Below are 24054 nucleotides of genomic sequence, written 5' to 3' on the forward strand. Positions count from 1 at the left end.
CCGCCCGATGCCGCCTGCGTTCGTTCCGCGACCACGATGGACCCACGCGCCACGATGCGTCGTCCGCATAGCCAGGTTGACTACCTCAATTCGTAGTGCCGGCCACTCCAACTGGTCACGTGCGCGTGCCTTCGATTCGAATGGTATTGAGGACTTCTTCGCGTAAGCGCCACATTTCCGCGTGATCGGACGTCACCGCCGTGATCTGGGCGACGTGGGACATGGTCCCGTCACGCCAGGAGAACTCGTCGCCCGCGCCGATCGGACCGGGTTCTACGTGCTCGACACCGATGATCTGTCGTACCTCCTCGAGACCGTCCACTGCCGACACATGCGTCAGGCTGATGTCGGGCGGGACGACCAGAAAGAGCAGCACGTCGCTCGGCAGCGGTAGATCCGTGTAGGCGATGTGCTCGCCGAGCGCGACTCGCATCATCAACGCGATCGTGTCGATTCCGTGTGCGCGTTGAATGAAGTCGCGGATGCGCCCACCACCCGGGCGGCCGTTGATCTCGATCACCACGGGCCCATCGTCGGTGCACTTGATCTCGACATGCAGCACGCCGTCCGTCACACCGATCGCTCGTGTCGCTTTGATGGCGACATCCACGAACTCAGCGCGTTGCTCTTCCGTTATGTCCGCTGGGACGAAGTTGCCCGTTTCGCGGAATGGCGGTGCGAGTGGTGGCTTCCCGGTGACTTCCAAGACACTGATTGTGCCAGCGCTGGCAAGAAGTTCGACCGACACGTAGGGCGCGCTCATTGCCCCCAGACACGGCCGAGTCGGATCTGGGATATACCCTTCAACGAGCATCCGCCCTGGCTCACGATTCGAGATCGCGGCACGCAACTGTTCTTCGGAACCGATCGGCTCAGTGTCTTTGCTGCTGCTTCCGCTCCGCGGCTTGATGACGAGGGGGTACGTCGTCGACCGCGCTACCGCCGAAATGGCGTCCGCGTTCGCCAGGTCGTCAGCGTCCCAGAACGGCGGCGTGCGAAGGTCGGAAGCCGAGAGGGCCATTCGCTGCTTCAACTTGTCGGTGAGGCGCTCAGCGACATCGATGCTGTGAAACTTGAGGCCCAACAGTTCGGCGATCTGCGCGGTCCACACGATCGTCGTGTCGGCCAGACACGTTATGGCCCTGGGCGCGTAACCGCGAAGCACATCAGCAGCATCAAGGGCCGACAATCCGGAGACGTCGAGAATCTCACCGGTTATGTCACCTGCAGCCCTCAGTAGACGAAGTGCGCTGCGCGAGTCGCGTCGGTCGATCGGAAGCACCCACAGGAGTCGACATACGCCCTTCGCCGCGGCGGCGATGCTGTGCAGCGGTGGGTCGTCTTCGACGCTGTGGTAGACGATCGCAAAAACCGGGAGGGACTCATCGACCCCGTCTGCACTCACGCACACCTGCTTTCCTCGAGGACTGTCTGCACCGCGCCAACCCGACTCCCGACGGTGAGGATTCGACGCAATGCCTCAGGCGAGCGAGTCGATTCCTTGATCGTAGAGCAAAACCCTGCCTCATCGAGGCTGGCCGATCCATCGCACGTGCAGGGATCCGGACGCGGGGCTTCTCTCACTAGGTCGTGCCCTCGATCCGTATGGTGGCCAGCACCTCCGCCCTGATCCGCCGGGCAGTCTCGTGGTCCGGAGCAACTCCGCTGACCTCGGCGACACTCGACATTGTTCCGTCGCGCCAGGAGTAAGCATCGCCGACGCTCACGCCGCCTCGCTCGACGACTTCGACTCCCTCGATTTGAAGCAGATCGTCGAACCCGTCGATCGCGGTGATAGCGCGCAAACGAGCGTCGGGTTGCACGGAGAAGAGGAAGAGCACCTCGTTCATCTCAGGAAACGCTTGGTAGACGATCTGCTCGCCGAGCGCAATTCGAAATGCCAGCCGGATCGGATCGATTCCGTGGGCGCGTTCGATGAAGTCGCGAATGCGCCCGCCACCTGGTCGTCCGTTCACTTCGATCACGACCGGGCCGTCGTCTGTGCACTTGATCTCGACATGAAGCACCCCGGCACGGATACCAAGCGCGCTCACTGCGTCAATCGCCGCCGACGTAAACTCCAGCCTGTTATGCGGCGTCGTCTCTGCCGGGAAATAGTCTCCCGTCTCGCGGAACGGCGCGGCGAGCGGTGGCTTCCCCGTCACTCCCAAGACGCTCGTGACCCCGTCACTGACGAGGAGTTCGACCGACACGTAAGGCGCGTTGCCCACCTGCATACACGGGGTTGTCGGGTCGGGGATGAATCCCTCGACCAGCATTCGACCCGGTTCGCATCGCTTCAGAGTGGTCTCAAGCTCCTTACTTGATTCGACTCTCTCGGTGTCTCTGCTGCTGCTACCGCGTCGAGGCTTGACCACGACCGGGAAGGAGATGGCTCGAGTTCCTTCCGTGAATAGCGCTTCATCGGCGAGATCATCGGCGTTCCAGAATGCGGGAGTCGGCATACCCGATGCGGCCAGCGCGGTTCGCTGCTCTAGTTTGTCTGTTAAGCGCGCCGCGACCTCTCGGCTGTGAAAGGGCAGATGGAGGGCACCGGCTACCTCAGCCGTCCACACGATCGTGGAATCGGCAAGGCACGTGATTCCGCTGACGTTTCTAGCGACAATCTGGCGCACGACGTCGTCTAAAGACATTCTTGAGGCGTCGATAACGTCCCAGTCGGCTTCTTCAGATGCCCGGAGCAGGCGGAGTGCAGTTCGGGAGTCCCGGCGATCGAACGGTAGGACCCAGAGGATGTCGCAGAGACCTTTCGATGCCGCGACGATGCTCTGAAGCGGCGGATCCACCCAGGCGCGGTCATACACCACAGCCAGAAGCGGTACAGGTGATTCGGGCGCAGCTGAGCTCACCTTGCCGATTATCGCGCACGCTCACCGCCCGCACCAACGACTCTGCCTCACCGCGGACACCACCTGATGAGATCACACAACAGAACGCCTGCGACGCGATATCCTCAACCGAGATGCAACCCGGCGAAAATGGAGAGCGATGACGGACACGGATGACGCCACGGCACTTGCGAGCGAGCGCCGAGCGTTCAGGGAGCAACTGATCGACAACGGCTGGTTCCTCACGTCGTCCTCAACCGCGCTGCCCGGGCAGGGGCCATCCGCCGTCGCCGCGTACGACGGCGTCGCGCGCGTCCTCGCCCGCCTCGCCCGCGAGGCGTTCCCCGCGGAGATCACCCCCGTGAGGTTCCCCCCGGTCTTTTCGGCCCACATGCTCGAACAGACCGACTATGTCGCGTCGTTTCCTCAGCTCCTCGGAACGATCTCGTCCTTCCTCGGCGATCAGAAGGACTTCCGCAGGCTGATCGAGGTCTACGACGAGGGGGGCGACTGGCAGGGGCAATTGGCCCCTACTGGCCTCGCATTGACATCCGCCGCCTGTCATCCCATCTATGCCTGGCTCGAAGACTCGGTTGTCGACCATGGGAAGATCTACGAGCTCACCGGCGACTGTTTCCGCCATGAGCCTTCCGAGGATCCGATGCGGTTCGTCACCTTCCGCATGCGAGAGTACGTGCGCCTTGGCACCGAGGAGCAGGCGAAAGCGCACCGGGCGCAGTGGTTGGAAATCGCTCAGGCTCTCTTCGAGGAGCTCGACATCCCGGTGGAGGTCGTGCCGGCGAACGATCCCTTCTTCGGTCGCGGCGGGGTTGTCCTCGCCCGCAATCAGCTCGAAGCGCAGGCCAAGTTCGAGCTCGTGACCGAGATCTACTCGGGAACCGAGACCGCTATCGCGTCGGCCAACTACCACGACACCCACTTCGGAGACGAGTTCGCTCTCACGCTGCCAGACGGCGGTGTCGCGCACAGCGCGTGCTCGGCGTATGGCATGGACCGCATCGTCCTTGCGCTCGCGTCACGACACGGCTTCGACCCGGCAGCGTGGCCGAACCGTGTGCGGAAGGCGCTGGGCCTCGAAGAGTGAGCCGTTGACCTCAGCCAGTCACGTCGCCGCTGTCATCCGCGACTCCGACTGAGAGAACGGCGGCTCGCAGCGATGCGATAGTCGCAAACGTGTCCCGTTGGAGGAGCTCATCGGGCAGCTCGATGTCGAATGCATCCTCGACGCCGATGAGGACGTTCACGGTACCGTGCGACGTCAGTCCCACGGCGTACAGGTCGTCGTCTTCGGAGAGGGTAGAGGCGTCCACGTCGAGGCGCGCGACGTCCTTCAGCACATCCCGGATCGTGTCGGCGATCGAAGTCATTGGAGAGATCCTTTCCGCGTCGGTCAGACGATGTCGATGAACGAGCGCTCCATGCGCTGGAAGATCGCGAGGCCGGCGAAGGCGACGCCGATCGACACGATGATGAGGGCGATCACCTGCCACCAGTCCGGAGCCGCCTGTCCCAGCAGCGACCATCGGTAGCCCTCGAGCAGCCAGGTGATCGGGTTGAGGTTGAACAGCCAGAGGAACTGCTGCGGCACCGCCTCGAGCGAGTACGCGACGGGCGAGCCGTACATGAGCACCTGCATGATCCACGGCAGGAAGTAGTTCACGTCGCGATACTTCACGACCCCCGCCGCTGCTGCGAGCCCGATGCCGCCGCCGAGCAGCAGAGTCATGAGGATCCAGAACGGCAGCGCGAACACTCCCCAGCCGGGGTTGATACCCATCACAGCGATGATGACGAAGAAGAGCGCCAGCGCAACGAGGAAGTCCAAGACCACCGACGCCAGCGAGGAGATCGGCGCGAGGATGCGCGGGAACTTCACCTTGGACAGGATCGACTGATTCGCGAGCAGCGACGGTGACGTACGGGAGACGACGTTGTTGAAGAGGTTCCAGCCGAGCAGACCGGCGAAGCTGAACACGAAGTAGGGCACGCCGCCGCTGGGAAGCTGAGCGATGCCGCCGAAGACGATCGCGAAGATGCCTGCGCTGACGAGCGGCTGCACGAAGACCCACGCGACGCCGACGGCGGTCTGCCGGTAGCGGAGCAGGATGTCGCGCTGCCCGAACCGGTAGATGATCTCACGGCCGGCCCAGAGCTCTCGCCACTTCGGGAAGTTCAATCTGTTGGGCGGAGTGACGATTGTGCGGGCCATCATGCCTCCTCGTAGTCGAAGTCGGCGAGAACCACAGCGGTGTCGATCGCGTCATCCATCGCCATCTCCGGGTACGGAAGAGAGGGCAGCACCTCGAACGACTCGGCGTAGTCCCAGCCGTCGAAGACGCCCGCCTGGCAGATCCACATGTCGACCGTGTACCGACCCGGCTTGAGCCACAGGTTTCGGATCCGCACCTTGCCCTCCTGGCGGAGGGTGGGATCGAACCAGTGACCCGTCAGCCGCGAATCGCAGCGGACGATCTCGGCGCCGTTCATGTCCTTGATCCGAGCACGGAGGAAGTACTTGCCGATCACGCTCCTGCTGCTGTGGACCCGGTAATCGATCACGATGTCCTCTGCGGAATGCACCGAGTGCTGGGCCATCTCGACCGACTTGAATCGAAGCTCACCCGTTCCCCACCGCTCGTGGGGTTCTAGTTGCTTGTTGCGCAGATCGGCGAAGGAGTCGCGGTAGCGCTCGAGTGCACCGTCGACGGAGCCCTGGTAGCCGACCGTGCCGTTCTCGAGGTAGATCGCCGATGTGCACAGCGACGTGACCGTGTTCATGAGGTGGCTCACGTAGAGCACCGTGCGCCCGTCGCGCGCGACCTGCTGCATCTTCATGATGGCTTTGCGCTGGAACTCGGCGTCGCCGACGGCGAGGACCTCGTCGATCGCGAGGATCTCGGAGTCGAGGTGGGCGGCGACGGCGAACGCGAGTCGCACGTACATGCCCGAGGAGTACCGCTTGACGGGCACCTCGAGGAACTGCTCGACCTCGGAGAACGCGACGATCTCGTCGAAGCGCGCCTTGATCTCTTTTCGTCCCATGCCGAGGAGGGCCCCGTTGAGGTAGATGTTCTCGCGGCCGGTGAGCTCGGGGTGGAAGCCGGTGCCGACCTCGAGCAGCGAGCCGACGCGGCCACCGATGTCGATCATCCCCTTGGTGGGCGTCGTGACCTGGGTCAGCAGCTTGAGCAGCGTGCTCTTGCCGGCGCCGTTGCGTCCGATGATGCCGACGGCCTCGCCCCACGGGATGTCGAAAGACACGTCGCGGAGCGCTTCGAAGTTCTCGTAGTGCACCGACGTGAGGGGGTGACGGATGCGGTTGATGATCGCCGTGGTGATGCGGTTGGTGTGACCCGCGACCTGGATGCGATACGTCTTGGACAGATCACGCGCGGTGATCGCCGTGTCGAGCATGCACGACCCTTCCCCTGGGATTTCTGGTGGCTTCTGTGCAATGGCGACATCGACGCGCACGCCTCCGAGAGCCTACCACCAGGGATCCACGGCAATCATCTGCCTTCGGCATCCTCAGCTCGGCCGTGCGACCATCCCGCTCGGCGCCGCTCCGCCGGAGCCGGATAGTGCCGCGGCATCCCTTCGATCCGACGCAGTTCGCCGAGCATGGCGATCTTCGCAGCGAGCTGCAGATCGCGGTCGGACGGATGCCGGCGCAGCCACGGAAGACGCAGGGCGAATTCGATGCGAGCGACGATGCTCTTGACGAGAAGGTGAGGCGCGCGCCCATGCGCCCAGTGGTACCAGACGTAGGCCGAGCTGCGACCGCCGGATCTGACGAGTCGATAGAGGGAGACCCGCTCCAGTCTGCGCGGATCGAAGTGATGTATGACGGGATCACCCGCCACGCCGACGATCCGCGCCCCGACTTCACGAGCCTGGACCCCGAAGAACGCGTCTTCTGCGCGCTTGTAGGGTGGCCGACCGAGCCGCTCGTCGAACGGCACGGTCTCGAGCAGGGCTCGCAATGCCCCGGCGTTCGCGGTGACGACATCCGGATCGATGTCCTTCTGCGTCGGATAGTGCGCGAGATTCTGCAGGACCCACGTGCTCACCCACGGCCGGCGCAGTTCGTCGGCCGCCTGGATGCCGCCGACGCAGACCTCGGCTCGGCCCTCGAGCAACGGCGCCGACATGCGCTGCGCCCAATCCAACGGCACCTGCACGTCGTCGTCCGTGAAGACCACGACCTTACCGTCCGCCGCGCGTACGCCCGCGTTGCGCGCTGCCGCGACGCCGGCCTCGGGCGCCGCAACCACCCGCACACTCGGGAACCGACTCGCGAGGAAGTCCGCCGTGCCGTCAGTGGAGCCGTTGTCGACGACGATCACCTCGGTCGGCACGCTGCTGGCCCGCGCCGAGGCGACGACCGTCGAGAAATGGAGAGCGAGATCGTCGACGCGGTTGCGCGTGCACACGATGATGCTCACGTCGGGCGAGCCGGGCTCTTCGGTCACGAGCCCGACGAAGAGCGAGGAGGAGAGAAGCGCACTTGCGCGCGCGGCACGCGTCCCGTCGCAACGAGCCACAACCCGACCGAGAGCCCCCAGAACGCCCCTGCGGCCTTCGTGAGGCCGCTGCCGACCCCCGTGACGATCGAGGACGGGCCGCGCAGCTTGCCGCGGCCGAGCGCGCGTGCCGCGTAGGCGAGCTCGCGGCGGACGTGGTCGAGCGCGACCCTCAGATAGTTCCGGAAGCGGGGGTCGCGCGTGCCGACGACCCGCGCCAGCAGGACGATGTGGTTGCGCTCCCCGTAGTAGGAGTAGCGGGCGTCGAAGCGGCGCCCCTTCGCATACGTTCCGGCGACGTGCTCGACGAAGGCGTCGGGCGTGTAGACGAGCCGGCTGCCCGCCTCGCGCAGGCGCAGCGCGATCTCGCTCTCTTCGCGCAGGCAGGTGCCGGGGTAGTAGTCCTGGATGCCGCCGATGTCACGGAGCGACGACGCCCGCAGCGACATGTTCGCCCCGAGGAAGTGGTCGACGTCGACGTCATGACCCGGATGCGCCGCGAAGTGCCCGGTGAGAGTGCCGTCCGGCCGGAACTTGCCGATGGCGTCGAGACCCTGACTCTCTTCGCCCGGCTGGCCGTTGGAGGCCCGCCCGCCGACTCCGGCGACCTGCGGGTCCTCGTACCGCTGCAGCAGCTGCTCCAACCAGTCCGGCTCGGCGTACGCATCGTCGTCGATGAACGCGACGACGTCGGCATCGCCGATGAGGGCGACCCCCAGCATCCGGGACGTCGCCGTGTGCCCGCGACCGAGGGGATTGCGCACGTAGATCACCTTGTCGACGCCCTGTGCGACCGCCTCGGAGCGGCTGTCGGTGGAGGAGTCCACGACGATGATCCGTTCCGGCTGCACCGTCTGGCGGGAGAGGTGCTCGAGGCACGTGCGCAGGAAGTCGGGTCGGTTGTAGGTCGCGATCAGCACGGCGGCTGCGACGTGCGTCGTGAACACGGCACGAGTCTAGTACGCCGATAGACTGCTGTTCGCTGTCTCGGGCGCGGATCGCATCCCGCCGAAGAGACCGCGGTCGTCTCGGCGGGAACTCGTTCCGCGGATTTCATCACAAGGTTCGGAGCGCGGCGCGATGTCGATCGGCAGGGCAGCGATTGTCACGATCGTGGATGACGCGAACTTCGGCAATCGGCTCCAGAACTTCGCGCTCCAAACAGCGCTCCAATCACTCGGCTACGAGGTCGAGACGATTCGGAACGTGCCTCCGGCGATGGATCGGGGCATGCTCGCGAGCCGTGCGTGGAAGGCCCTGCGCAAGGACGGGCTCGTGGAGTTCGCCCGACGCAACGTACGGAACCTCCAGCGCAGGCGGCGGAGCGACAAGGCCCCGAGCGGCGAGCAATCCCACCCGCAGGCTCCGCAGATGGCGCCGCATCGCCGCGAGGCGGCGATCGCGGAGTTCTCGCGGCGCCACATCGTCACGACGCACGACTCCTACCCGGACCTCGCGCCTGAGGCGTGGGGCGCCAAGTACGACGTCGGCGTCGTCGGTTCCGACCAGGTGTGGAACCACGGCTTCCGCAATGCGCAGGAGATCGACTTCCTCACGTTCCTGCCGCAGGACCGCCGCATCGCCTACGCCGCCAGTTTCGGTGTGCACGACATCCCCGAGTTCCTCCGTGCGCGCTACGCGGCCTGGCTCGACGGCATTCCGCACATCGGCGTCCGCGAGCAGCGCGGGGCTGAGATCGTCCGAGAGCTCACCGGGCGCGAGGTTCCCGTCGTCGTGGACCCGACGCTCCTGTTCGACGGCGAGCAGTGGCGGTCGTTCGCATCGATCCCTCCCGAGCCTCCTCAGGATCGCAAGGGCGTGCAGTTCTTCCTCGGTGGGGGCAGGCCGGATCAGATCGCATGGGTGCAGCGTCACGCTGCCGCGATCGATGTGCCGCTCGTCGATCTGAGCGACACATCGATCGACGAGGTCGCCGGCCTCGACCCGTTCGGCTTCGTGCGCACCCTCAGCGAGGCCGAGTTCGTCGCGACCGACTCGTTCCACACGGCGCTGTTCGCCCTCCAGTTCCAGCGCCCGGTGATCATCCGGTCCAGGGACGAGACCGACTCGCGACTGCGGACCCTGCTGGCACTCCACGGCATCGCGGTGGACGCCACCGAGGTGTCGGGACTCTTCGTCATGTCGAGCGCGGACTGGGAGCAGTCGTCGCAGCTCATCGCGCAGCATCGCGAGAAGTCCTGGGGTTACCTGCGGGCCGCCGTGGCCACCGCCGCCGGTCGGGATTCCGCGCCGTGAGTCGCCTCGCCCTCGTCACGTTCGCGTCCGAAACGGTCATGGGCGCGCAGGTCTACGAGCGCGCGATCGATTCGCGCGCGAAGGACGCACTCGGCACCGTGTCGGATGACTGGGCGGTGCAATCGATCGTCGTCCGGTCTCTCCGATCGCCGCTCGCGGGGACGCACCGCCTCCCCATCGGCTGGCTCGCGCGGGCATCGGCCGGCTCCCGTGCCGCTGCTGCTCGGCTCATCTATCCGCGCGCGGACCTCGTCCACAGGATGAAGGTCTCGCTTCCGCCCGCGCCGGGCCGAGACATCCTCACGCTTCACGACATCGGTCCGTGGAAGTTCCCGGACGAGGCCGTGCCGCCGCGGGCTGCACGCGAAGAGCTTCTGCGGGCGCGCGCGATCGTCACGCCGTCCGCCTTCAGCGCCGCCGAGATCGTCGAGATGTTCGGCGTCGACGATCCCGTCGTCATCCCCAACGGCTTCGACCGTGAGCGCTTCGACGGCGCCGAGCCGCTGAGTGCGGAAGCGCTGCAGGGGCTCGGTGTGCACGGCGACTTCGTCGTCGCCGCGGGCGGCGCCTCCCGTCGCAAGAATCTCGCCGGCCTCGCTGAGGCGTGGCCGATCGTCCGTCGAGCGCGGCCGAACCTGACGCTGGCCCTGGCCGGGCCGCGCAACGCCGAGCGAGACCGACTGTTCGCCGGACTCGATGGTGTCGTCCTGGTGGGTCGGCTGCCGGATGCCGTGGTCCCCGGCTTCCTGGCTGCCGCGAAAGCCATCGTCGTCCCCTCGCTCTATGAGGGGTTCGGTCTGCCGGCGCTGGAGGCCATGGCCGTCGGGGTGCCCGTCGTCGCGATGCGGGCGTCGTCGCTCCCGGAGGTCGTCGGCGACGCCGGCATCCTCGTCGATCCGACACCGCAGGCACTCGCGGAAGGCGTGATCTGGGCGACGAGCAACGAGGCCGACCTGCAGGATCTGATCGCCCGCGGGAAGACGCGTGCCGCCGCCCATTCGTGGGAGCGCAGCGCCGCCGAGCACGCTCGCCTGTGGGCGCGGCTGGTCTGACGTCTTCCCGATCGCCACGGCGCCTGCCCACCCGTAGCATGGTGGGGTGTCGCTCCTCCACTCGATCACGCTGCCTCGGTCGCCTCTGGCGTCCATCGGCGCCGCTGTGGCGATCGCTGTGGCGGGCATCGCGACGGGATTGACGAGCGCGCTGTATCCCGAGTTCGCGCCGCTCGTCGCGGCGGGCGCCCTCCTGCTCACCCTCGCGCTCTTCGACCTGTCACTCGTCCTGGTGTTGGCGATTCCTGCCGTGTTCGTCGTGACCCGCGTCGGTCCGATGAGCGGCGCCGACGTCGCCTTGTTCGCTGCGACCATCATCGCCATGCTCATGCTGCGCGGAGGCGGTGCGGAGAAGCTCCAGCCGATGCTGTGGGCGGGCGCTCTGTACGTAGGCCTCACCGCACCTCAACTGATCCTCAATCCCTACGCCGAGAACGTCGTCGAGTGGGTGCACCAGGCCGTCCTCGTGCTGGGGAGCCTCATCGTCGGCTTCGCTATCGGCCGCGCAGGGCGCGCGCGACTCGCGCTGTCGATCTACGTCATCATCTGCTGCGCCATCGCCGTCGCCGCCATCTTCACGTCCGTCACGAACGGCTTCGGCGCCGTCTACCTGGGCATGTGGCACAAGAACGCGATCGGCTCCTTCCTCATGTTCGGCGCGGTCATCGCGTTCGCCAACCCGCCGTGGCTGCGCTGGTCGCCGACGATCGGATACGCCGCGTTCGCACTGTGCGGCCTCGGCATGCTCGCGGCGCAGTCGCGGCAGTCGCTCGTCGGGGCCCTGGTCGGAGTCCTCATCGTGGGGCTGCGCCCGCGATTCCACAACGGCAAGCGCTCTCGCTGGATCTGGTTCCTTCTCGTTCCCATCGCCTGGTTCGTCTACAGCGAGGTCGTGGAGCAGCTCGCGACGGGAGACAAGTTCAACTCCGCTTCGCAGCGCCTCATCTGGTACGGCGATTCGATCACGGTATGGCTGATGTCGCCGCTCTTCGGCGTCGGCAACCGCTGGTGGATCACCGGCCACACCGGGTACAGCGGATTCCAGCCGCCGAACGCAGAGCTCGAGGTGCTCACGACCGTCGGAGTCCTCGGTCTCATCGGATTCCTCGGCATGTTCGGAGCGGCCATGTGGCTGCTGTGGCGCAAGGACCCGGTGTACGGCACCCTCGGTCTGGCGATCGTGGCCGCGCGATTCGTTCAGGGCCAGTTCGACCTCTACTGGGTCGCGTCCCATGCGTCACTGCTGTGGATCGTCGTGGGCATCTGCTACGGCGTGCAGGAGCACGACCGTCTCAAGGGCGTCGTGTGGACGCCGCATCCCGTACAGACGCTGTTCCGCCGAGAGTCCTTCACGCCGCGCCGGCGCACCGTGGGCGTGTACCGGTGACTCGCGCCGTCGTTCACGCGATCACGCCCGGCGACCACTTCTCCCCTCGAACGGGTTCTGCGATCCCGACGGTCGTGCACGGGCAGGCGATGGCCTCGACACTCGACCCGGCGGGGGCCCGCTACGCGCATCGCGTTCTGCTCGAGCGCGGCACCTTCCACCCGCGGTACGAGAGCGCCGACATCATCGAGTACGACGGAGCGTCGTGGCCGGGGACGGCCGCCCGCGCCCGCGACGCGGTGCTCGCCCGCGTCGGCGTGCCACGTCGCGCGGCACTGCAGACGTTCCGTCCCCTCGCCGAAGCGCTGCGCGATCAGCCCGAGTCGTTCGTGCTCGCCCATAACGCGCCCGCGTTGCCGCAATTGCTCCGCGACCAGCCGCATCCGAGCGTGCTCTATGCCCACAACGACCTCCTGCGCACCTTCGGGCCGCGCGAAGTGACCCGAGCGCTCGACCCGGTGTCGGCCATCGTATGCGTGAGCGCGGATCTGGCCGAACGCACGGCGGATCAACTCCCCGCGCATCTCTCGAGCCGCGTGCACGTCGTCGACAACGGCGTGGATACGGAGCAGTTCACCCCCTCCGTCGCCGCGCGCACCGATGGTCGGATGCGTGTCATGTTCGCGGGACGTCTCGTGCCCGACAAGGGCGCCGACGTGCTCCTTGACGCCGTCAGGATGCTGGGCAGAGACGACATCGATGTCGTGATCGTCGGGAGCCGTGGTTTCGACCGCGAGGCCGCCCTGTCGCCGTACGAACGCTCGCTCCGCGAACTCGCAGCGGGATCGCGTGCCTCCGTGACGTTCGAGCCCTTCGCCGCTCGTCCGCTCCTGCCGGCCCTTCTGCAGACGGCGGACGTCTTCGTCGCGCCGGCTCGGTGGGCCGAGCCGAGCGGCCTCACGATCGGCGAGGCGATGGCCACAGGCCTGCCCGTGATCGCCAGCCGCGTGGGCGGGATTCCGGAAGTGCTCGGCGACGCGGGTATTCTCGTCGGCGCGGACGACCCCCGTTCACTCGCCGACGCACTGTCCCACCTCGCCGACGACACCGGAGCACGCGCTCGCTACGGAGTCGCCGCACGTGCCCGCGCCGAAGAACGCGACTGGCGACACTCCTGGCGTCAGCTGCGTGCGGTTCTCGAAGGCGTGTGAGGCGGACCGGCTCTACGGAGTCTCGAGCCCGTTCACGATCTCGCGCAGTTGGGAGGACAGCTCGTCGGCCATCGACTCCCATGCCGGTGCCGGCAAGACGACGGGGTCTTCGAGGTCGTCGGCCGCGTCGGCACCCAGCATCGCTCTGCGCGAGCGCCCGACTGCCGCGGTATCCAGCCACGATCCCACCGGAGCATCCGTCGACCGAGGGTGGTCATCGATCCAGCGCGAGAACTGCTTCAGGGTGAACAGACGCGGCCAGATGTCCGAGTTGGCCGCGAGCAGATCACGAGCGACGCCGCGGTCCGCTGCGAGGATCAGGTCGAATCCATCGAGGTCATAGACGTCCAGCTCGCGGCTCAGGTGACCCGAGAAGTCGTAACCGAGGCGCTTGCCGACGGCGAGCCCTGGCGCGGGCATCGGATGCCCCCCGCCCAACAGGCCGGCCGAATGGAACCGGATCGGCAGGTCTTGTGCGAGTCGTTCGCCGATCGCAGCCGCGAACGGCGACCTGCACCGATTGGCCCGACACACGATCAGGATGTCGGTGACTCCCGCCTCGGGATCGGGCGACCGTACCGGGAGCGAGAGGTGGGACCGATGCCGCGTCATCGCTTCCCCTTGGTCTTGCTGAGCGCCTCCCGCACCTTGACTGGCGGTTCGGTGTCGAACTCGGGTTCGTCGTCGTCTTCCGGGTAGTCGTCGAACAGTGCTTCGTCGTCGATCGGGGCCTCGTCATCCCCATCGGCGGCATCGACCGCCGGATCATCCAGCGACGCTTCCGGTTCGTCGTAGTCCATCTCGCTGTCGATCGCCGCGTCGTCGTCCAACTCGACGGCCTCGCTGAGTGCCGCCCCGCCCGTGCGCCGAACCGGACCCGCTGCGGCGTCCGTCTCCTCGGGTTTGGTGCCGCGTCCCATGAAACTGGGAATGAGCGGCATGATCGACTTCTTCGCCGCCGACCGCGTGTCACCCGCACCGGGTGCGGTCTGACTCGTGCTGCGCGGCCCTGCGGTGCGCAGGTAGTAGGAGTTGTACGTCTTCGGCAGTCGTCGGCGGCTGCGGTTCGCGACGACGCCGAGCACGACGACGCCATTGGCCTTGAGACCGTCAGTTGCCTGAGCGAGCCGGGCGCGATCGGTGCGGCGGATGGATGCCACCAGAAGGGCGCCGTCGGTGTGGGTCGCCATCAGCGCCGCGTCGGCCATTCCCATCGCCGGCGGCGAGTCGATGACGACGATGTCCGCGAGGGAGCGAAGGGACTCGATGATCGCCGCGAGCGCGGGCCCTGCCAGAAGGTCGGCGGGATCAGCCGGCTCGAAGCCCGACGGGAGGATGCGAAGTCGGCGGTGGCGAGTCGTGTTGAGGCGGGATTCCACGACGTCCGGCGTGATGCCCTCGCCCGACTCGTGCTCCTGCAGGAGCTCGGCAAGCCCCTCGCCGTCGGCGGCGTCGTGGTAGTAGCGGGCGAGGTCGGGGCGCCGGAGGTCGCCACCCACCAGGATGACCCGCTTGCCTCCGCGTGCCCACGCGAGCGCGAGATTCGCCGAGATGAACGACTTGCCATCGCCGGGCTCGACACTCGTGACGACGATCGCCGCGCTGTGCGTGGGCAGCAAGACCTGCAGCGTCGAGCGCAGCGTCCGCAGGCCCTCGCTGAGCCCGGTGCGCGCGCTCTCCGCGACGGGCAGGGGCTGCGCCCGGCGTGAGAGCGAGCGATCCCAGGCGAGATCGCCGAGAGATGCGGCACCCGTGATCGGCTCGATCTCGCGCTCGTCCCGCAGACGATTGTCGAACTGGTCCCTGATGAGCGCGGCGGCGGCGCCGACGACCAGACCGGTGGCCAGCGCGAGCAGCAGGATGATCAGCGCGCTCGGCGAGGTGTCCTCTCCCGGATAGGCGGCCAGGGTCACCGTGGTCGCGGAGCCGGCGACGGAGAGGTCGTTGATCGCGGTCTGCAGGCCGTTCATGGTCGCGATCGCCGTCGTGAGGTTCGCGCTCGCGATCCGATCGTCCGGGTTGAGGGCGACGACGTTCTGCAGGTTCTGCGCGTTCGCGAGGACATCGCTGTAGCGCTGCGCCAACGTCGCCTGCGCGGCGACGAGCTGCTCGTCGACGTAGGTCTGGTACGTGGCGACCACCGCAGAGGCTCGATCTTGGGCTATGGAGGCCGACGGACCCACCGAGCTGACCGTCATCTCGCCCGCGCGTTCGCCCTCGACGAACTCTGCGTAGATGGCGTTCTCGAGCGCCGCCGTGGACTCGCCCAAGCTGGCTGCAGCCGGCTCGAGAATGACCGGCGACATGATGGTGTCGGCGCCCAACTCGACGGCGACACCGCCGATCTCACCCGTGACCACGCCGTTGGTGACGATCGGGTTGAGCCGCACGACGGAACTGCTCTCGTACTCGACATCCCTGATCTGCAGGTATCCCCAGGCTGTGAGGACGGCGATGAGCGTCACCGCGAGCATGGTCCACTTGCGGTGCCACAACACCGCAAGGATCTGTCGCAGCGACATTTGACTCCTGACCATTCACACAAGGACCGCGGAACGGTCATCACAGTATCGCCCTAATGTGGCGATCGGCGCAGATCGAAGGACACTGACAGTCTTTTCACGCCCCCCAGCGCAGGGCAACTATACCGCGCCGGATGCCTCGACCCTTTTCCCAGGAGCGGGAGGAGATCAAGCCCCGTTCGAGACCGCGGCGCTCCAGGTGGCCTCAACCGTCGCCGCTGTCCGCTCGATCGTGAACAGGTCACGCGCAGCTTCGACGGCGGCCGCGGCGCGGCGCGCCCGTGCGACGTCATCCGCCATCGTCATCGCGATCGCTCGCGCGAGCGCGCCGGGGTCGCCGGGACGCACCAGGACACCCAGGCGCGTCTCGCGCACAGCGGACGCCTCGTCATGGCTCTCGCGCGGCTCCGGGTCGAGCAGCTCACGGATCCCTCCCGCGTCGGCTGCGACGACGGGCACGCCCGCCGCCATCGCCTCGGCCACGACCTGCCCGAACGGCTCGGGGACAGGGGACGCGTGCACGAACACGCTGAGTGCGCGCAGCTGCGAACCTGGATCAGCCACCCATCCCGTGAACTCCACGCGGTCGGCGATGCCGAGACTCTCCGGCAGACGGTGCATGTCGGCTTCGTAGTCCTCCTCGCCGAACAGCGAAGCACCGACGACGCGGAATCGGACGTCCTCCCCGCCACGGAGGACGATCGCCGCCGCCTCGAGGAACTCGCGCTGCCCTTTCGTCGGGCTGATGCGCCCGACGATGCCGACGACCGGCGCCTCCGGCGTCGGCGCGGCGGGCTCGAACGCCGTCGCGGCGAGCCCGGGATACGCGACGGACGCTTTCGCGCGGGCACGCGGCGGAAGAGTGTCCATCGTGGCGAGCGAGTTGACGACGAGCGCACGCGGCCCTGCCGCGGCGAGAGCGCGCATGCCGGCGACCAGCGGACGCGGCAGATAGTCGGGGGCGAGCCGGTCGTGCAGGTGCCACACCCAGGGGCGGCGAGCCAGTGGTGCAGCGAGCGCTGTGAAGACCGCCGACTTGAGCGAGTTCGCGACGACGAGCTCGGCACCGGATCCGCGTATCGCCCGCGCCAGGCGGGGTACGAAACGGATCGCCTGCGCGACCGATCTCACCAACGCGACCGGTGAGAGGAGCCGGTCCCGGGAGGTACGGGCGACGGTCTCATCGAGCGCCAGCACGACGGTTCGCGTTCCCGCCGCCCGTAGCCGATCGACGAGCGGACCGTCCTCGAACACCACAGCCCGCACGTCGATCCGAGGGCTGTGGATCTGCTCGACCAGGCGCGCGAGCGCCAGCTCCGCCCCGCCCTCACGGGCGGTGTGATCGACGACCAGCACACGCATCGACAATGTCTCCTCGATCCTCGTCCGATTCGAGACTAGGGTCTCGCGCTCACGCGGACGGTGCGTCGGCGGGCACCGACCCGCTCGCATCGATCGCGGACTGATTGGCGAGCACGACGGCCGTGACGCCTGCGACGGCGACGATGGCGACGACGGCGATCACATCGATGTCAGGTTCCGCCCCGTCACCGGCGAGCAGCATCGCATAGACCACGGCGCAGGCGACGAGTGCCACTCCCCCCGCCACCGACCACGCGAGCCGAGGCCATCTGATCCGTGACGGAGGCAGACCGACGATCGCCGAGATCGCGAAGGCGATCGCTCCCGCGAGCAGGCCTCCCGCGACGACGTCGCTCGCCCGGTGCGCGAAAGAGAGGAGTGAGGCGACCGCCACGAGGACGATCACGGCGCCGAGGACGAACAGGACGATCGGATGCAGCCAACGAGGTGCGAACCACACCATCGCGACGACGGCGGCGAGACTCATCGCGACGTGTCCGCTGGGGAAGGTCTGATACGTGTAGGCGAACTCGCCGAGGTACGGGCGCGGGAGGACCCCGCCCTTGAACGTGTAGCCGGCGAGGGCCGTGAGGCCCACGAGGGCGCTCGAGGCGACGACAGCGACCCACCGGCGGCGGATGATGCCCTCGATGCCGGCGATCGCGCCGAGGCCGAGGAGGGCGAAAGGCAGCCAATCGCGAGCCTCGTAGACGGCGAGCCAGTCCTCGGTGCGGAACTCGCCGAAGGTGCCGAGCGACTGGGCGTCCCAGAACTGACCCTGCGGAGTGAGGACGGCCGCTGTGTACAAAGCCACGAACGCCGCCGCGAACGCCACCGCCAGGAGGGCCGACGCAAGCCGCCGTCGACGCCGATCGGGCTCCTCCACGGGGATCTGCTCGACCGCTCCGGTCGACTCGCTCACGAGGTGAGCTCCGCATCGACGATCGCGCGCATCCGGGCGGCGAAGCTCTTCTCCGAGAAGGTGTCGGCGTGTGATCGGATCATGGCTGAATCCCATTCCTGACGGACGAGCGACTCGACGGCGGAGCTGACGGCATCCCGGCTCGGCTCGTCGAAGAAGACACCGTTGATCGCCTCGTCCACGGTGTCGAGGTAGCCGCCGTCGCGGAGCGCCGCCGTCGCCTTGCCGAAGGATGCGGCCTCGAGTGGAGAGAGGCCGAAGTCCTCGTAGGATGCCGCGACGAGCCCTGTCGTGTTCTCGTACAGCCACCTCAGCTGAGCGTCGCTCACTCGGCCGACGAAATGCGTCCCGCCGACGGCGCGGCCGAGCTCCTCCAGGCGGGTGCGGTCGGGTCCGGCTCCGACGACGACGAGGTCGACGTCCGGGACGGCCGCGACGGCCTCGACGACGAGGTCGACGTTCTTGTAGGGGAGCAGTCTCGCGACGCAGAGGACGAACGGCCGATCGATCCCCGGCACGCGTTCGGACGGCGTCGACGGATCGAACGGGGCAGGGGGCGGAGGCAGGACTTCCGCGTCGATGCCGTACACCTCGCGCACAGCGGTCTGAACCACCCGCGAGTTGACGAGGTACCGATCCGCGGAGGCCGCGGCATCCTGATCCCACTTTCGAAGCCCCGGACCCAGCATCGCCGTCGCCGCCGAGACGGCACGCGATCGCAGGCCGCGCGACTCGACGCTTCCCGCGTAGCGGTCCGCCTGGTAGAGCCAGCGAGCGGGCGCGTGACAATAGACGATCTTGCGCCCTGTCGTAGGGATGCCGTGCGCCCAGCCGCTCGAGGACGCAATGAGGACGTCGGCGTCGACCCGGTGGTTCGACACCGCCCGCGCGAGGAACGGCAGCGCGAGACGATGATGATGGCGCAGGATCGGCCACCGGTTGATCGGCATCGTCCGCACGTCGACGGAGTCGAACTCCGGAAACGTCGCGGGGGGATCGTAAAGGGTCGTGTGCAGGGGGCTGCCGGGAAACGTGCGCGTCAAAGCGAGGGCGACGCGCTCTGCTCCCCCGCGCTGCGTCACGTAGTCGTGCGCCAGCGCGATCACGGGGCCATCCGTCGCCATCGGCCTCGAATCCTCCGAGGTCATCAGCCCTCCGCTTCGCGATCGTCCCCATTCGGACCGCAAGCCTTCAGGATACCCAGCACGCGGGCCTCCTCCGCGCGGCGTCTACAGCTCCCCCGGCGTCTTGGCCTGTTCGTCGATCTCGTCGATGAGCGCGCGGATCCGTGAGGGGGACTCCTTGCGCGGCGCGTAGACGACGAGCGAGTGGAAGACGAAGCGTACGAAGAACGCCACCACCAGAGTGATCCCCGTCGCCAGAACGCTGGAGATGTGCAGGTTCTCGACCATGAGCGCCATGATCGGGATGCGGATGAGCGCCTCGGCGTTGTTGAACGCGAACGATTTGGCGAAGCGCGACCAGACACCCGACGCCTGGTCGCGCATGTCGTGGAAGACGAAGCGCTCGATGAGCAGGAAGTTGCCGATGATCGTCACTTCGGCGGCGACGACGGCCGCGACGAGGTAATCGACATTCAGCGTCGTCAGCCCCCACACGATCAGGAGGTTGGCGACGGCTCCCAGCCCGCCGACGACGGCGAAGATCGACATCTTCCCGAAGCGCAGGGCGGCCAGCTGTGTGATGAAGTGGATGCCCTGCCGGAACGACGCCTTGGACTCCCCGGCATGCCGGTCGGCGAAATCGAAGGGCACCTCGGCGACCCGCAACGACCTGCGCGCCAGGATCTCGAGCAGGATCTTGAATCCGCGCGGGGTGAGCCCGTCGAGGTCCAGCGCGCGACGATCCACCAGATAGAACCCCGTCATGGGGTCGGTGACGTCTTTCAGCCGGACGGGGAACATCGACCTCGTCACCAGGGTCGACGCCTTCGAGACGAAGACCCGCGTGCGGTCGGCGAGGCCCGAAGCCGTGCCGCCACCGACGTAGCGCGAAGCCACCACCGCATCCACGTCGCCCTCCTGAAAGCGCGCATACAGCTCCGGGATCTTCTCCGGAGGGTGCTGGAGGTCGCCGTCCATCACGAGACAGAGGTCGGATGCCGCGGCGGCGTACCCTTCGACGACGGCGCCGCCGAGGCCACCCGTCGGCTGATCGCGATGGATCAGGCGCACCGGCAGCGTCGACTGCGCGGCCACGGCCCGGACCACATCGGGAGTGTCATCCCGACTGTCGTCGACGAAGATGATCTCGCGCACGAGGCCCGCCGTCGCCGCCGTGACGCGTCGAACCAGCTCGGCGATGTTCGGCGCCTCGTTGAACGTCGGAACGATGATCGAGAGATCCATGGGCGGCTCCACTCCGCGCGTGCTCCCCCCAAGCGGAGCGACGCTGACCATGATCGCATGATCGGCCCCCGTGTGACATTCGGGGTCGGCCTCCGCCCAGCATCCATCCGGGAGAATGGACGTATGACTTCCTCTTCCACGATCACGATGTTCGGCGCTGACTGGTGCCGTGACTGCGTCCGCACCAAGTCCCAGCTCGACGGTCTCGGCATCCACTACACCTACGTCGACCTCGTGGCCGACCCGGCCGCCGCCGACGTCGCGCGCGAGATCTCGGGACGCACGAACATCCCCGTCGTCGTGTACCCCGACGCGACGCACCACGTCGAGCCGTCGAACGCCGACGTCGAGGCCAAGCTCCGCGAGCTCGCTCTCATCTGAGCCCCAGGGCTGAGTAGGCTCGACCCCGTGAGCGAGGGCGTCGAGCGCAACACCCGCACGATCGAGGGATCGGTCGTGACGGACTTCCAGGACCGCATGAGCTACGGCGGGTACCTCGATCTCGGCACTCTGCTGTCCGCCCAACGGCCGCTCAGCGAGCCCGAGCATCACGACGAGCTGCTGTTCATCATCCAGCATCAGACGACCGAGCTGTGGCTCAAGCTCGTGCTCCACGAGCTGTCTGCGGCATCCGTCCTCCTGCGCGACGATCAGCTCGCGCGCGCGCTCAAGTGCATCGCGTGGGTCAAGCACATCCAGCGCACGCTCACCGAGCAGTGGTCCGTGCTCGCGACCCTGACACCGGCGGAGTACGCGCAGTTCCGCGGAGTGCTGGGCAATGCGAGCGGGTTCCAGTCCGCGCAGTACCGCGCGGTCGAGTTCACCCTCGGCAACAAGAACGCCGGGATGCTGCGCGTCTTCGAATCCGACCCCGGCGCGCACGCGATGCTGACGGCCGCGCTGCAGGCGCCGAGCGTGTACGACGAGTTCCTGCGGATGCTGGCGAGATCGGGCTACCCGATCCCGACTGAGGTGCTCGATCGCGACGTCATGCAGGCATGGACGTTCACGCCCGAGCTCGTGCCGATCTTCGCCGAGATCTACGCCGACCCGCAGACACACTGGGCCGCGTACGAGACATGCGAAGAGCTCGTCGACCTCGAGGACAATTTCCAGCTCTGGCGCTTCCGTCACATGAAGACCGTCGAGCGGATCATCGGCTTCAAGACGGGCACGGGCGGGTCGAGCGGCGTGCAGTTCCTGCAGCGAGCGCTGGAGCTCACCTTCTTCCCCGAACTGTTCGCCGTGCGCACCGAAATAGGATGACGGATGCTCCGCCCCGACCCGCAGCGTCTGCGTGAACTCCTCGGACCGCAGGCAGCGTTCTGCCGCCGGTCGATCAGCGGCGAGCCGGGCATCATGCTTCCTGCGTTCATCGACCACCACGTGCATCTGCATCTGATCGACGAACGCGCGCTCGCCATCGGCGGCATCGCCGGCGTCCTCGACCTCGGCGGCGACCCGGTGGAGTTGGCTCGCCATTCACGGGACGGCATGCCGCGGATCGCATATGCCGGAGCCTTCCTCACCGCGGAGGGTGGGTATCCGTCCGGTCGCGGGTGGGCGCCGGACTCGATCATGCGCGTCGTGACCGGTCCCTCGACGCACCCCGGCGTCGCCGGCGGCGCCGCGACGGCCGTCGACGAGCAGGCGGAGTTCGGGGCATCCGTCATCAAGATCTCGCTCAACGCCGACGCGGGTCCCACGTTGCCGGGCCCGGTCCTCGCCGCGGTGGTCGCGTGCGCGCACGAGCGCGGGCTGCCTGTCGTCGCCCATGTCGAGGGCGATGGGATGACGAGACTCGCTCTCGATGCGGGGGTCGACGTGCTCGCGCACACGCCCTTCACCGAGCGGCTGTCCGCCGACCTGGTGGAGCGGGCCGCTCCGTCGCAGACCTGGATCTCGACGCTCGCGATCCACGGATCCGCACAACGGCAGATCGCCGAGGAGAATCTCTCGGCGTTCGCCTCCGCCGGCGGACGCGTGCTGTACGGCACCGACCTGGGCAACGGCCAGCGCCGAGTCGGTGTGCTCGTCGACGAGCTCGCAGCCCTCGACCGGGCCGGCGTGCGGGGCGCCGCCGCCGTCGATGCCCTGACCGATCCCGCTCTCGTCGGAGCCCCCGCCGGCGTGGCCACCTTCGTCCCCGGCCCACCGCCAGGATCGCTCGGCGAGGTCGCCGCGTGGCTGGGCGGTGCCACCGTCGTCCCCTCCGAGGAGCTCGTCCACGATGACATCTGATCTCGACGCCGCCGCGACCGCACTCGACGCCACCGACCCGCTGCGCCGCTTCCGCGACGAGTTCGTCGGCAGTGAGTCATCCCTCGTCTACTTCGACGGCAACTCCCTCGGCCGACCGCCGCGGGCGAGCGTCGAGCGCCTGGGGCGTTTCGCGAGGGAGGAATGGGGCGGAAGGCTCATCCGCGGCTGGGACGAGTCGTGGATGCAGCTCCCTTTCGCGATCGGCGACGAGATCGGCCGTGTCGCGATCGGCGCAGCGCCCGGACAGACGGTCATCGGCGACTCCACGACGGTGCTGCTCTACAAGCTCGTGCGCGCAGCGTTCGATGCGCAGCACGCAGCCGACTCTGCCCGGGTCGAGATCGTCGTGGATCGCGACAACTTCCCGACCGACCGGTATCTCGTCGACGGCATCGCGCGCGAGCGCGGGGGCCGCGTCCGGTGGATCGATGTCGACCTGTCAGCCGGCGTGACCGCCGAAGCACTGCGAGACGCCGTCGGGCCCGAGACCGCGGTCGTGCTGCTGTCGCACGTCGCCTACCGGTCCGGCTATCTGGCGGACGCCGCCGAGCTCACGCGCATCGCGCACGATGCGGGCGCGCTGATCGTGTGGGACCTGTGCCACTCGGCGGGCTCCGTGCCGGTCCTCGCGGACGAGTGGGGGTTCGACGTCGCGATCGGATGCACGTACAAGTACCTCAACGGCGGGCCGGGCTCGCCCGCCTTCGCCTACGTCGCGACGAACCTGCAGGATCGTCTCGTGCAGCCCATCCAAGGGTGGATGGGCACGGCCGACGTGTTCGCGATGGGCCCCTCGTACACGCCTGCCGAGGGCATGCGACGCTTCCTATCGGGCACGCCGCCGATCGTCGGAATGCTCGCGATGCAGGACACCCTGGAGATGATCCGGGATGCCGGCATCGCCGCGATCCGCGAGAAGTCGATCGCCCTCACGACGTTCGCGGTGGAGGTATCGGACGAGTTGCTCGGGCCGTTGGGCGTGACCGTGGCGTCGCCTCGGGACGCGGCATTCCGCGGCGGGCATGTGACGCTGTCGCATCCGACGATGCGCGCTGTCACCGCGCGACTGTGGGCGGACGACGTCATCCCCGACTACCGCGACCCCGACGGTCTGCGCATCGGACTCTCACCGCTGTCGACCTCGTTCATCGAGGTGCTCGACGGGCTGCGCGCCGTCGCCGACGCGATCAACGCCGAGTCCGGGCCCCATCCCCGCTGACGTACTCTCCTGAACGCGATGAACTTCCGGCTCACACGGCAGGTGGCGCGTGAGCGGGAAGTTCAACAGCCGCGGCACACCCCCACTGGCCTGTGAGCGGGAAGTTCATCGGCCGCAGCGAGGATCGCCTCCGCGCCGACACCCCGTGTGAGCGGGAAG

Annotated in this window: 22 protein-coding genes; 9 read left to right on the forward strand and 13 right to left on the reverse strand. The window is 67.6% G+C overall.

Annotation, left to right across the window (positions count from 1 at the left end):
- Positions 1 to 115: 115 nt before the first annotated feature.
- Positions 116 to 1405 carry an ATP-grasp domain-containing protein gene (locus MA876_RS03350; RefSeq protein WP_248146068.1) on the reverse strand — a complete coding sequence of 430 codons (1290 nt, stop codon included), beginning with the start codon at positions 1403 to 1405 and terminating at the stop codon, positions 116 to 118.
- A 178-nt stretch (positions 1406 to 1583) separates the two neighbouring features.
- Positions 1584 to 2870: an ATP-grasp domain-containing protein gene (locus MA876_RS03355; protein WP_248146069.1), complete on the reverse strand. Its 1287-nt coding sequence runs from the start codon at positions 2868 to 2870 to the stop codon at positions 1584 to 1586.
- Between the two features lie 139 nt (positions 2871 to 3009).
- Between MA876_RS03355 and MA876_RS03360 the strand changes: the two genes are divergently transcribed.
- Entirely contained in the window at positions 3010 to 3954 is a 945-nt protein-coding gene (locus MA876_RS03360) for a class-II aminoacyl-tRNA synthetase family protein (protein WP_248146071.1), read from the forward strand.
- 10 nt (positions 3955 to 3964) lie between these two features.
- On the opposite strand, the gene MA876_RS03365 is transcribed toward MA876_RS03360, so the two are convergent.
- From MA876_RS03365 to MA876_RS03385, 5 genes are all read right to left on the reverse strand, one after another.
- Positions 3965 to 4237 (reverse strand): acyl carrier protein, encoded by a 273-nt coding sequence (locus tag MA876_RS03365; protein ID WP_248146073.1) that lies wholly within the window; start codon positions 4235 to 4237, stop codon positions 3965 to 3967.
- Positions 4238 to 4260: 23 nt separating this feature from the next.
- The gene (locus tag MA876_RS03370; RefSeq protein WP_248146075.1) at positions 4261 to 5079 is read right to left on the reverse strand and encodes an ABC transporter permease; all 819 of its coding nucleotides are present in this window, start codon (positions 5077 to 5079) and stop codon (positions 4261 to 4263) included.
- Complete coding sequence (locus MA876_RS03375; protein WP_248146077.1) at positions 5079 to 6284, reverse strand: ABC transporter ATP-binding protein; 1206 nt, start codon at positions 6282 to 6284, stop codon at positions 5079 to 5081. The genes MA876_RS03370 and MA876_RS03375 overlap by 1 nt, the downstream gene beginning before the upstream one ends.
- Positions 6285 to 6379: 95 nt before the next feature.
- A complete protein-coding gene (locus tag MA876_RS03380; RefSeq protein ID WP_248146079.1) occupies positions 6380 to 7342 on the reverse strand; it encodes a glycosyltransferase family 2 protein in 963 nt (320 codons plus the stop codon).
- Complete coding sequence (locus MA876_RS03385) at positions 7339 to 8340, reverse strand: glycosyltransferase family 2 protein (RefSeq protein ID WP_248146081.1); 1002 nt, start codon at positions 8338 to 8340, stop codon at positions 7339 to 7341. The genes MA876_RS03380 and MA876_RS03385 overlap by 4 nt, the downstream gene beginning before the upstream one ends.
- Positions 8341 to 8506: 166 nt before the next feature.
- Between MA876_RS03385 and MA876_RS03390 the strand changes: the two genes are divergently transcribed.
- Genes MA876_RS03390 through MA876_RS19235 form a run of 4 tightly spaced genes read left to right on the forward strand, consistent with a single transcriptional unit; the run spans position 8507 to position 13239 of the window.
- Positions 8507 to 9649 (forward strand): polysaccharide pyruvyl transferase family protein, encoded by a 1143-nt coding sequence (locus MA876_RS03390; protein WP_248146083.1) that lies wholly within the window; start codon positions 8507 to 8509, stop codon positions 9647 to 9649.
- Positions 9646 to 10701 (forward strand): glycosyltransferase family 4 protein, encoded by a 1056-nt coding sequence (locus tag MA876_RS03395; protein WP_248146085.1) that lies wholly within the window; start codon positions 9646 to 9648, stop codon positions 10699 to 10701. Before MA876_RS03390 ends, MA876_RS03395 begins: the two co-directional genes overlap by 4 nt.
- Before the next feature lie 46 nt (positions 10702 to 10747).
- Complete coding sequence (locus MA876_RS19230) at positions 10748 to 12088, forward strand: O-antigen ligase family protein (RefSeq protein WP_248146087.1); 1341 nt, start codon at positions 10748 to 10750, stop codon at positions 12086 to 12088.
- A complete protein-coding gene (locus tag MA876_RS19235) occupies positions 12085 to 13239 on the forward strand; it encodes a glycosyltransferase family 4 protein (protein ID WP_248146089.1) in 1155 nt (384 codons plus the stop codon). The genes MA876_RS19230 and MA876_RS19235 overlap by 4 nt, the downstream gene beginning before the upstream one ends.
- Before the next feature lie 12 nt (positions 13240 to 13251).
- On the opposite strand, the gene MA876_RS03410 is transcribed toward MA876_RS19235, so the two are convergent.
- The 6 genes from MA876_RS03410 to MA876_RS03435 all read right to left on the reverse strand — a co-directional run bounded on the left by MA876_RS03410 (position 13252) and on the right by MA876_RS03435 (position 20414).
- The gene (locus MA876_RS03410; RefSeq protein WP_248146091.1) at positions 13252 to 13851 is read right to left on the reverse strand and encodes an arsenate-mycothiol transferase ArsC; all 600 of its coding nucleotides are present in this window, start codon (positions 13849 to 13851) and stop codon (positions 13252 to 13254) included.
- Positions 13848 to 15761, reverse strand: a complete 1914-nt coding sequence (locus tag MA876_RS03415) for a polysaccharide biosynthesis tyrosine autokinase (RefSeq protein WP_248146093.1) — start codon at positions 15759 to 15761, stop codon at positions 13848 to 13850. Before MA876_RS03415 ends, MA876_RS03410 begins: the two co-directional genes overlap by 4 nt.
- Positions 15762 to 15929: 168 nt before the next feature.
- On the reverse strand, positions 15930 to 17123 hold the full coding sequence (locus tag MA876_RS03420; RefSeq protein WP_248146095.1) for a glycosyltransferase: 1194 nt from the start codon (positions 17121 to 17123) through the stop codon (positions 15930 to 15932).
- Positions 17124 to 17172: 49 nt separating this feature from the next.
- Entirely contained in the window at positions 17173 to 18045 is an 873-nt protein-coding gene (locus tag MA876_RS03425) for a phosphatase PAP2 family protein (RefSeq protein WP_248146097.1), read from the reverse strand.
- The gene (locus MA876_RS03430) at positions 18042 to 19169 is read right to left on the reverse strand and encodes a glycosyltransferase (RefSeq protein WP_248146099.1); all 1128 of its coding nucleotides are present in this window, start codon (positions 19167 to 19169) and stop codon (positions 18042 to 18044) included. Before MA876_RS03430 ends, MA876_RS03425 begins: the two co-directional genes overlap by 4 nt.
- A 105-nt stretch (positions 19170 to 19274) precedes the next feature.
- Positions 19275 to 20414: a glycosyltransferase gene (locus MA876_RS03435; protein ID WP_248146101.1), complete on the reverse strand. Its 1140-nt coding sequence runs from the start codon at positions 20412 to 20414 to the stop codon at positions 19275 to 19277.
- A gap of 123 nt (positions 20415 to 20537) precedes the next feature.
- Between MA876_RS03435 and MA876_RS03440 the strand changes: the two genes are divergently transcribed.
- From MA876_RS03440 to MA876_RS03455, 4 genes are read left to right on the forward strand one after another with little or no spacing between them, the layout of a single operon-like run.
- Complete coding sequence (locus tag MA876_RS03440) at positions 20538 to 20795, forward strand: glutaredoxin family protein (RefSeq protein WP_248146103.1); 258 nt, start codon at positions 20538 to 20540, stop codon at positions 20793 to 20795.
- Between the two features lie 27 nt (positions 20796 to 20822).
- Positions 20823 to 21680: a tryptophan 2,3-dioxygenase gene (gene kynA / locus MA876_RS03445; protein WP_248146105.1), complete on the forward strand. Its 858-nt coding sequence runs from the start codon at positions 20823 to 20825 to the stop codon at positions 21678 to 21680.
- 3 nt (positions 21681 to 21683) lie between these two features.
- Positions 21684 to 22655: an amidohydrolase family protein gene (locus MA876_RS03450; RefSeq protein ID WP_248146107.1), complete on the forward strand. Its 972-nt coding sequence runs from the start codon at positions 21684 to 21686 to the stop codon at positions 22653 to 22655.
- Positions 22645 to 23895 (forward strand): kynureninase, encoded by a 1251-nt coding sequence (locus MA876_RS03455; protein ID WP_248146109.1) that lies wholly within the window; start codon positions 22645 to 22647, stop codon positions 23893 to 23895. The genes MA876_RS03450 and MA876_RS03455 overlap by 11 nt, the downstream gene beginning before the upstream one ends.
- The last annotated feature ends 159 nt before the right edge of the window (positions 23896 to 24054 follow it).

It is taken from the genome of Microbacterium aoyamense, assembly GCF_023155855.1.
Taxonomy (GTDB): domain Bacteria; phylum Actinomycetota; class Actinomycetes; order Actinomycetales; family Microbacteriaceae; genus Microbacterium; species Microbacterium aoyamense.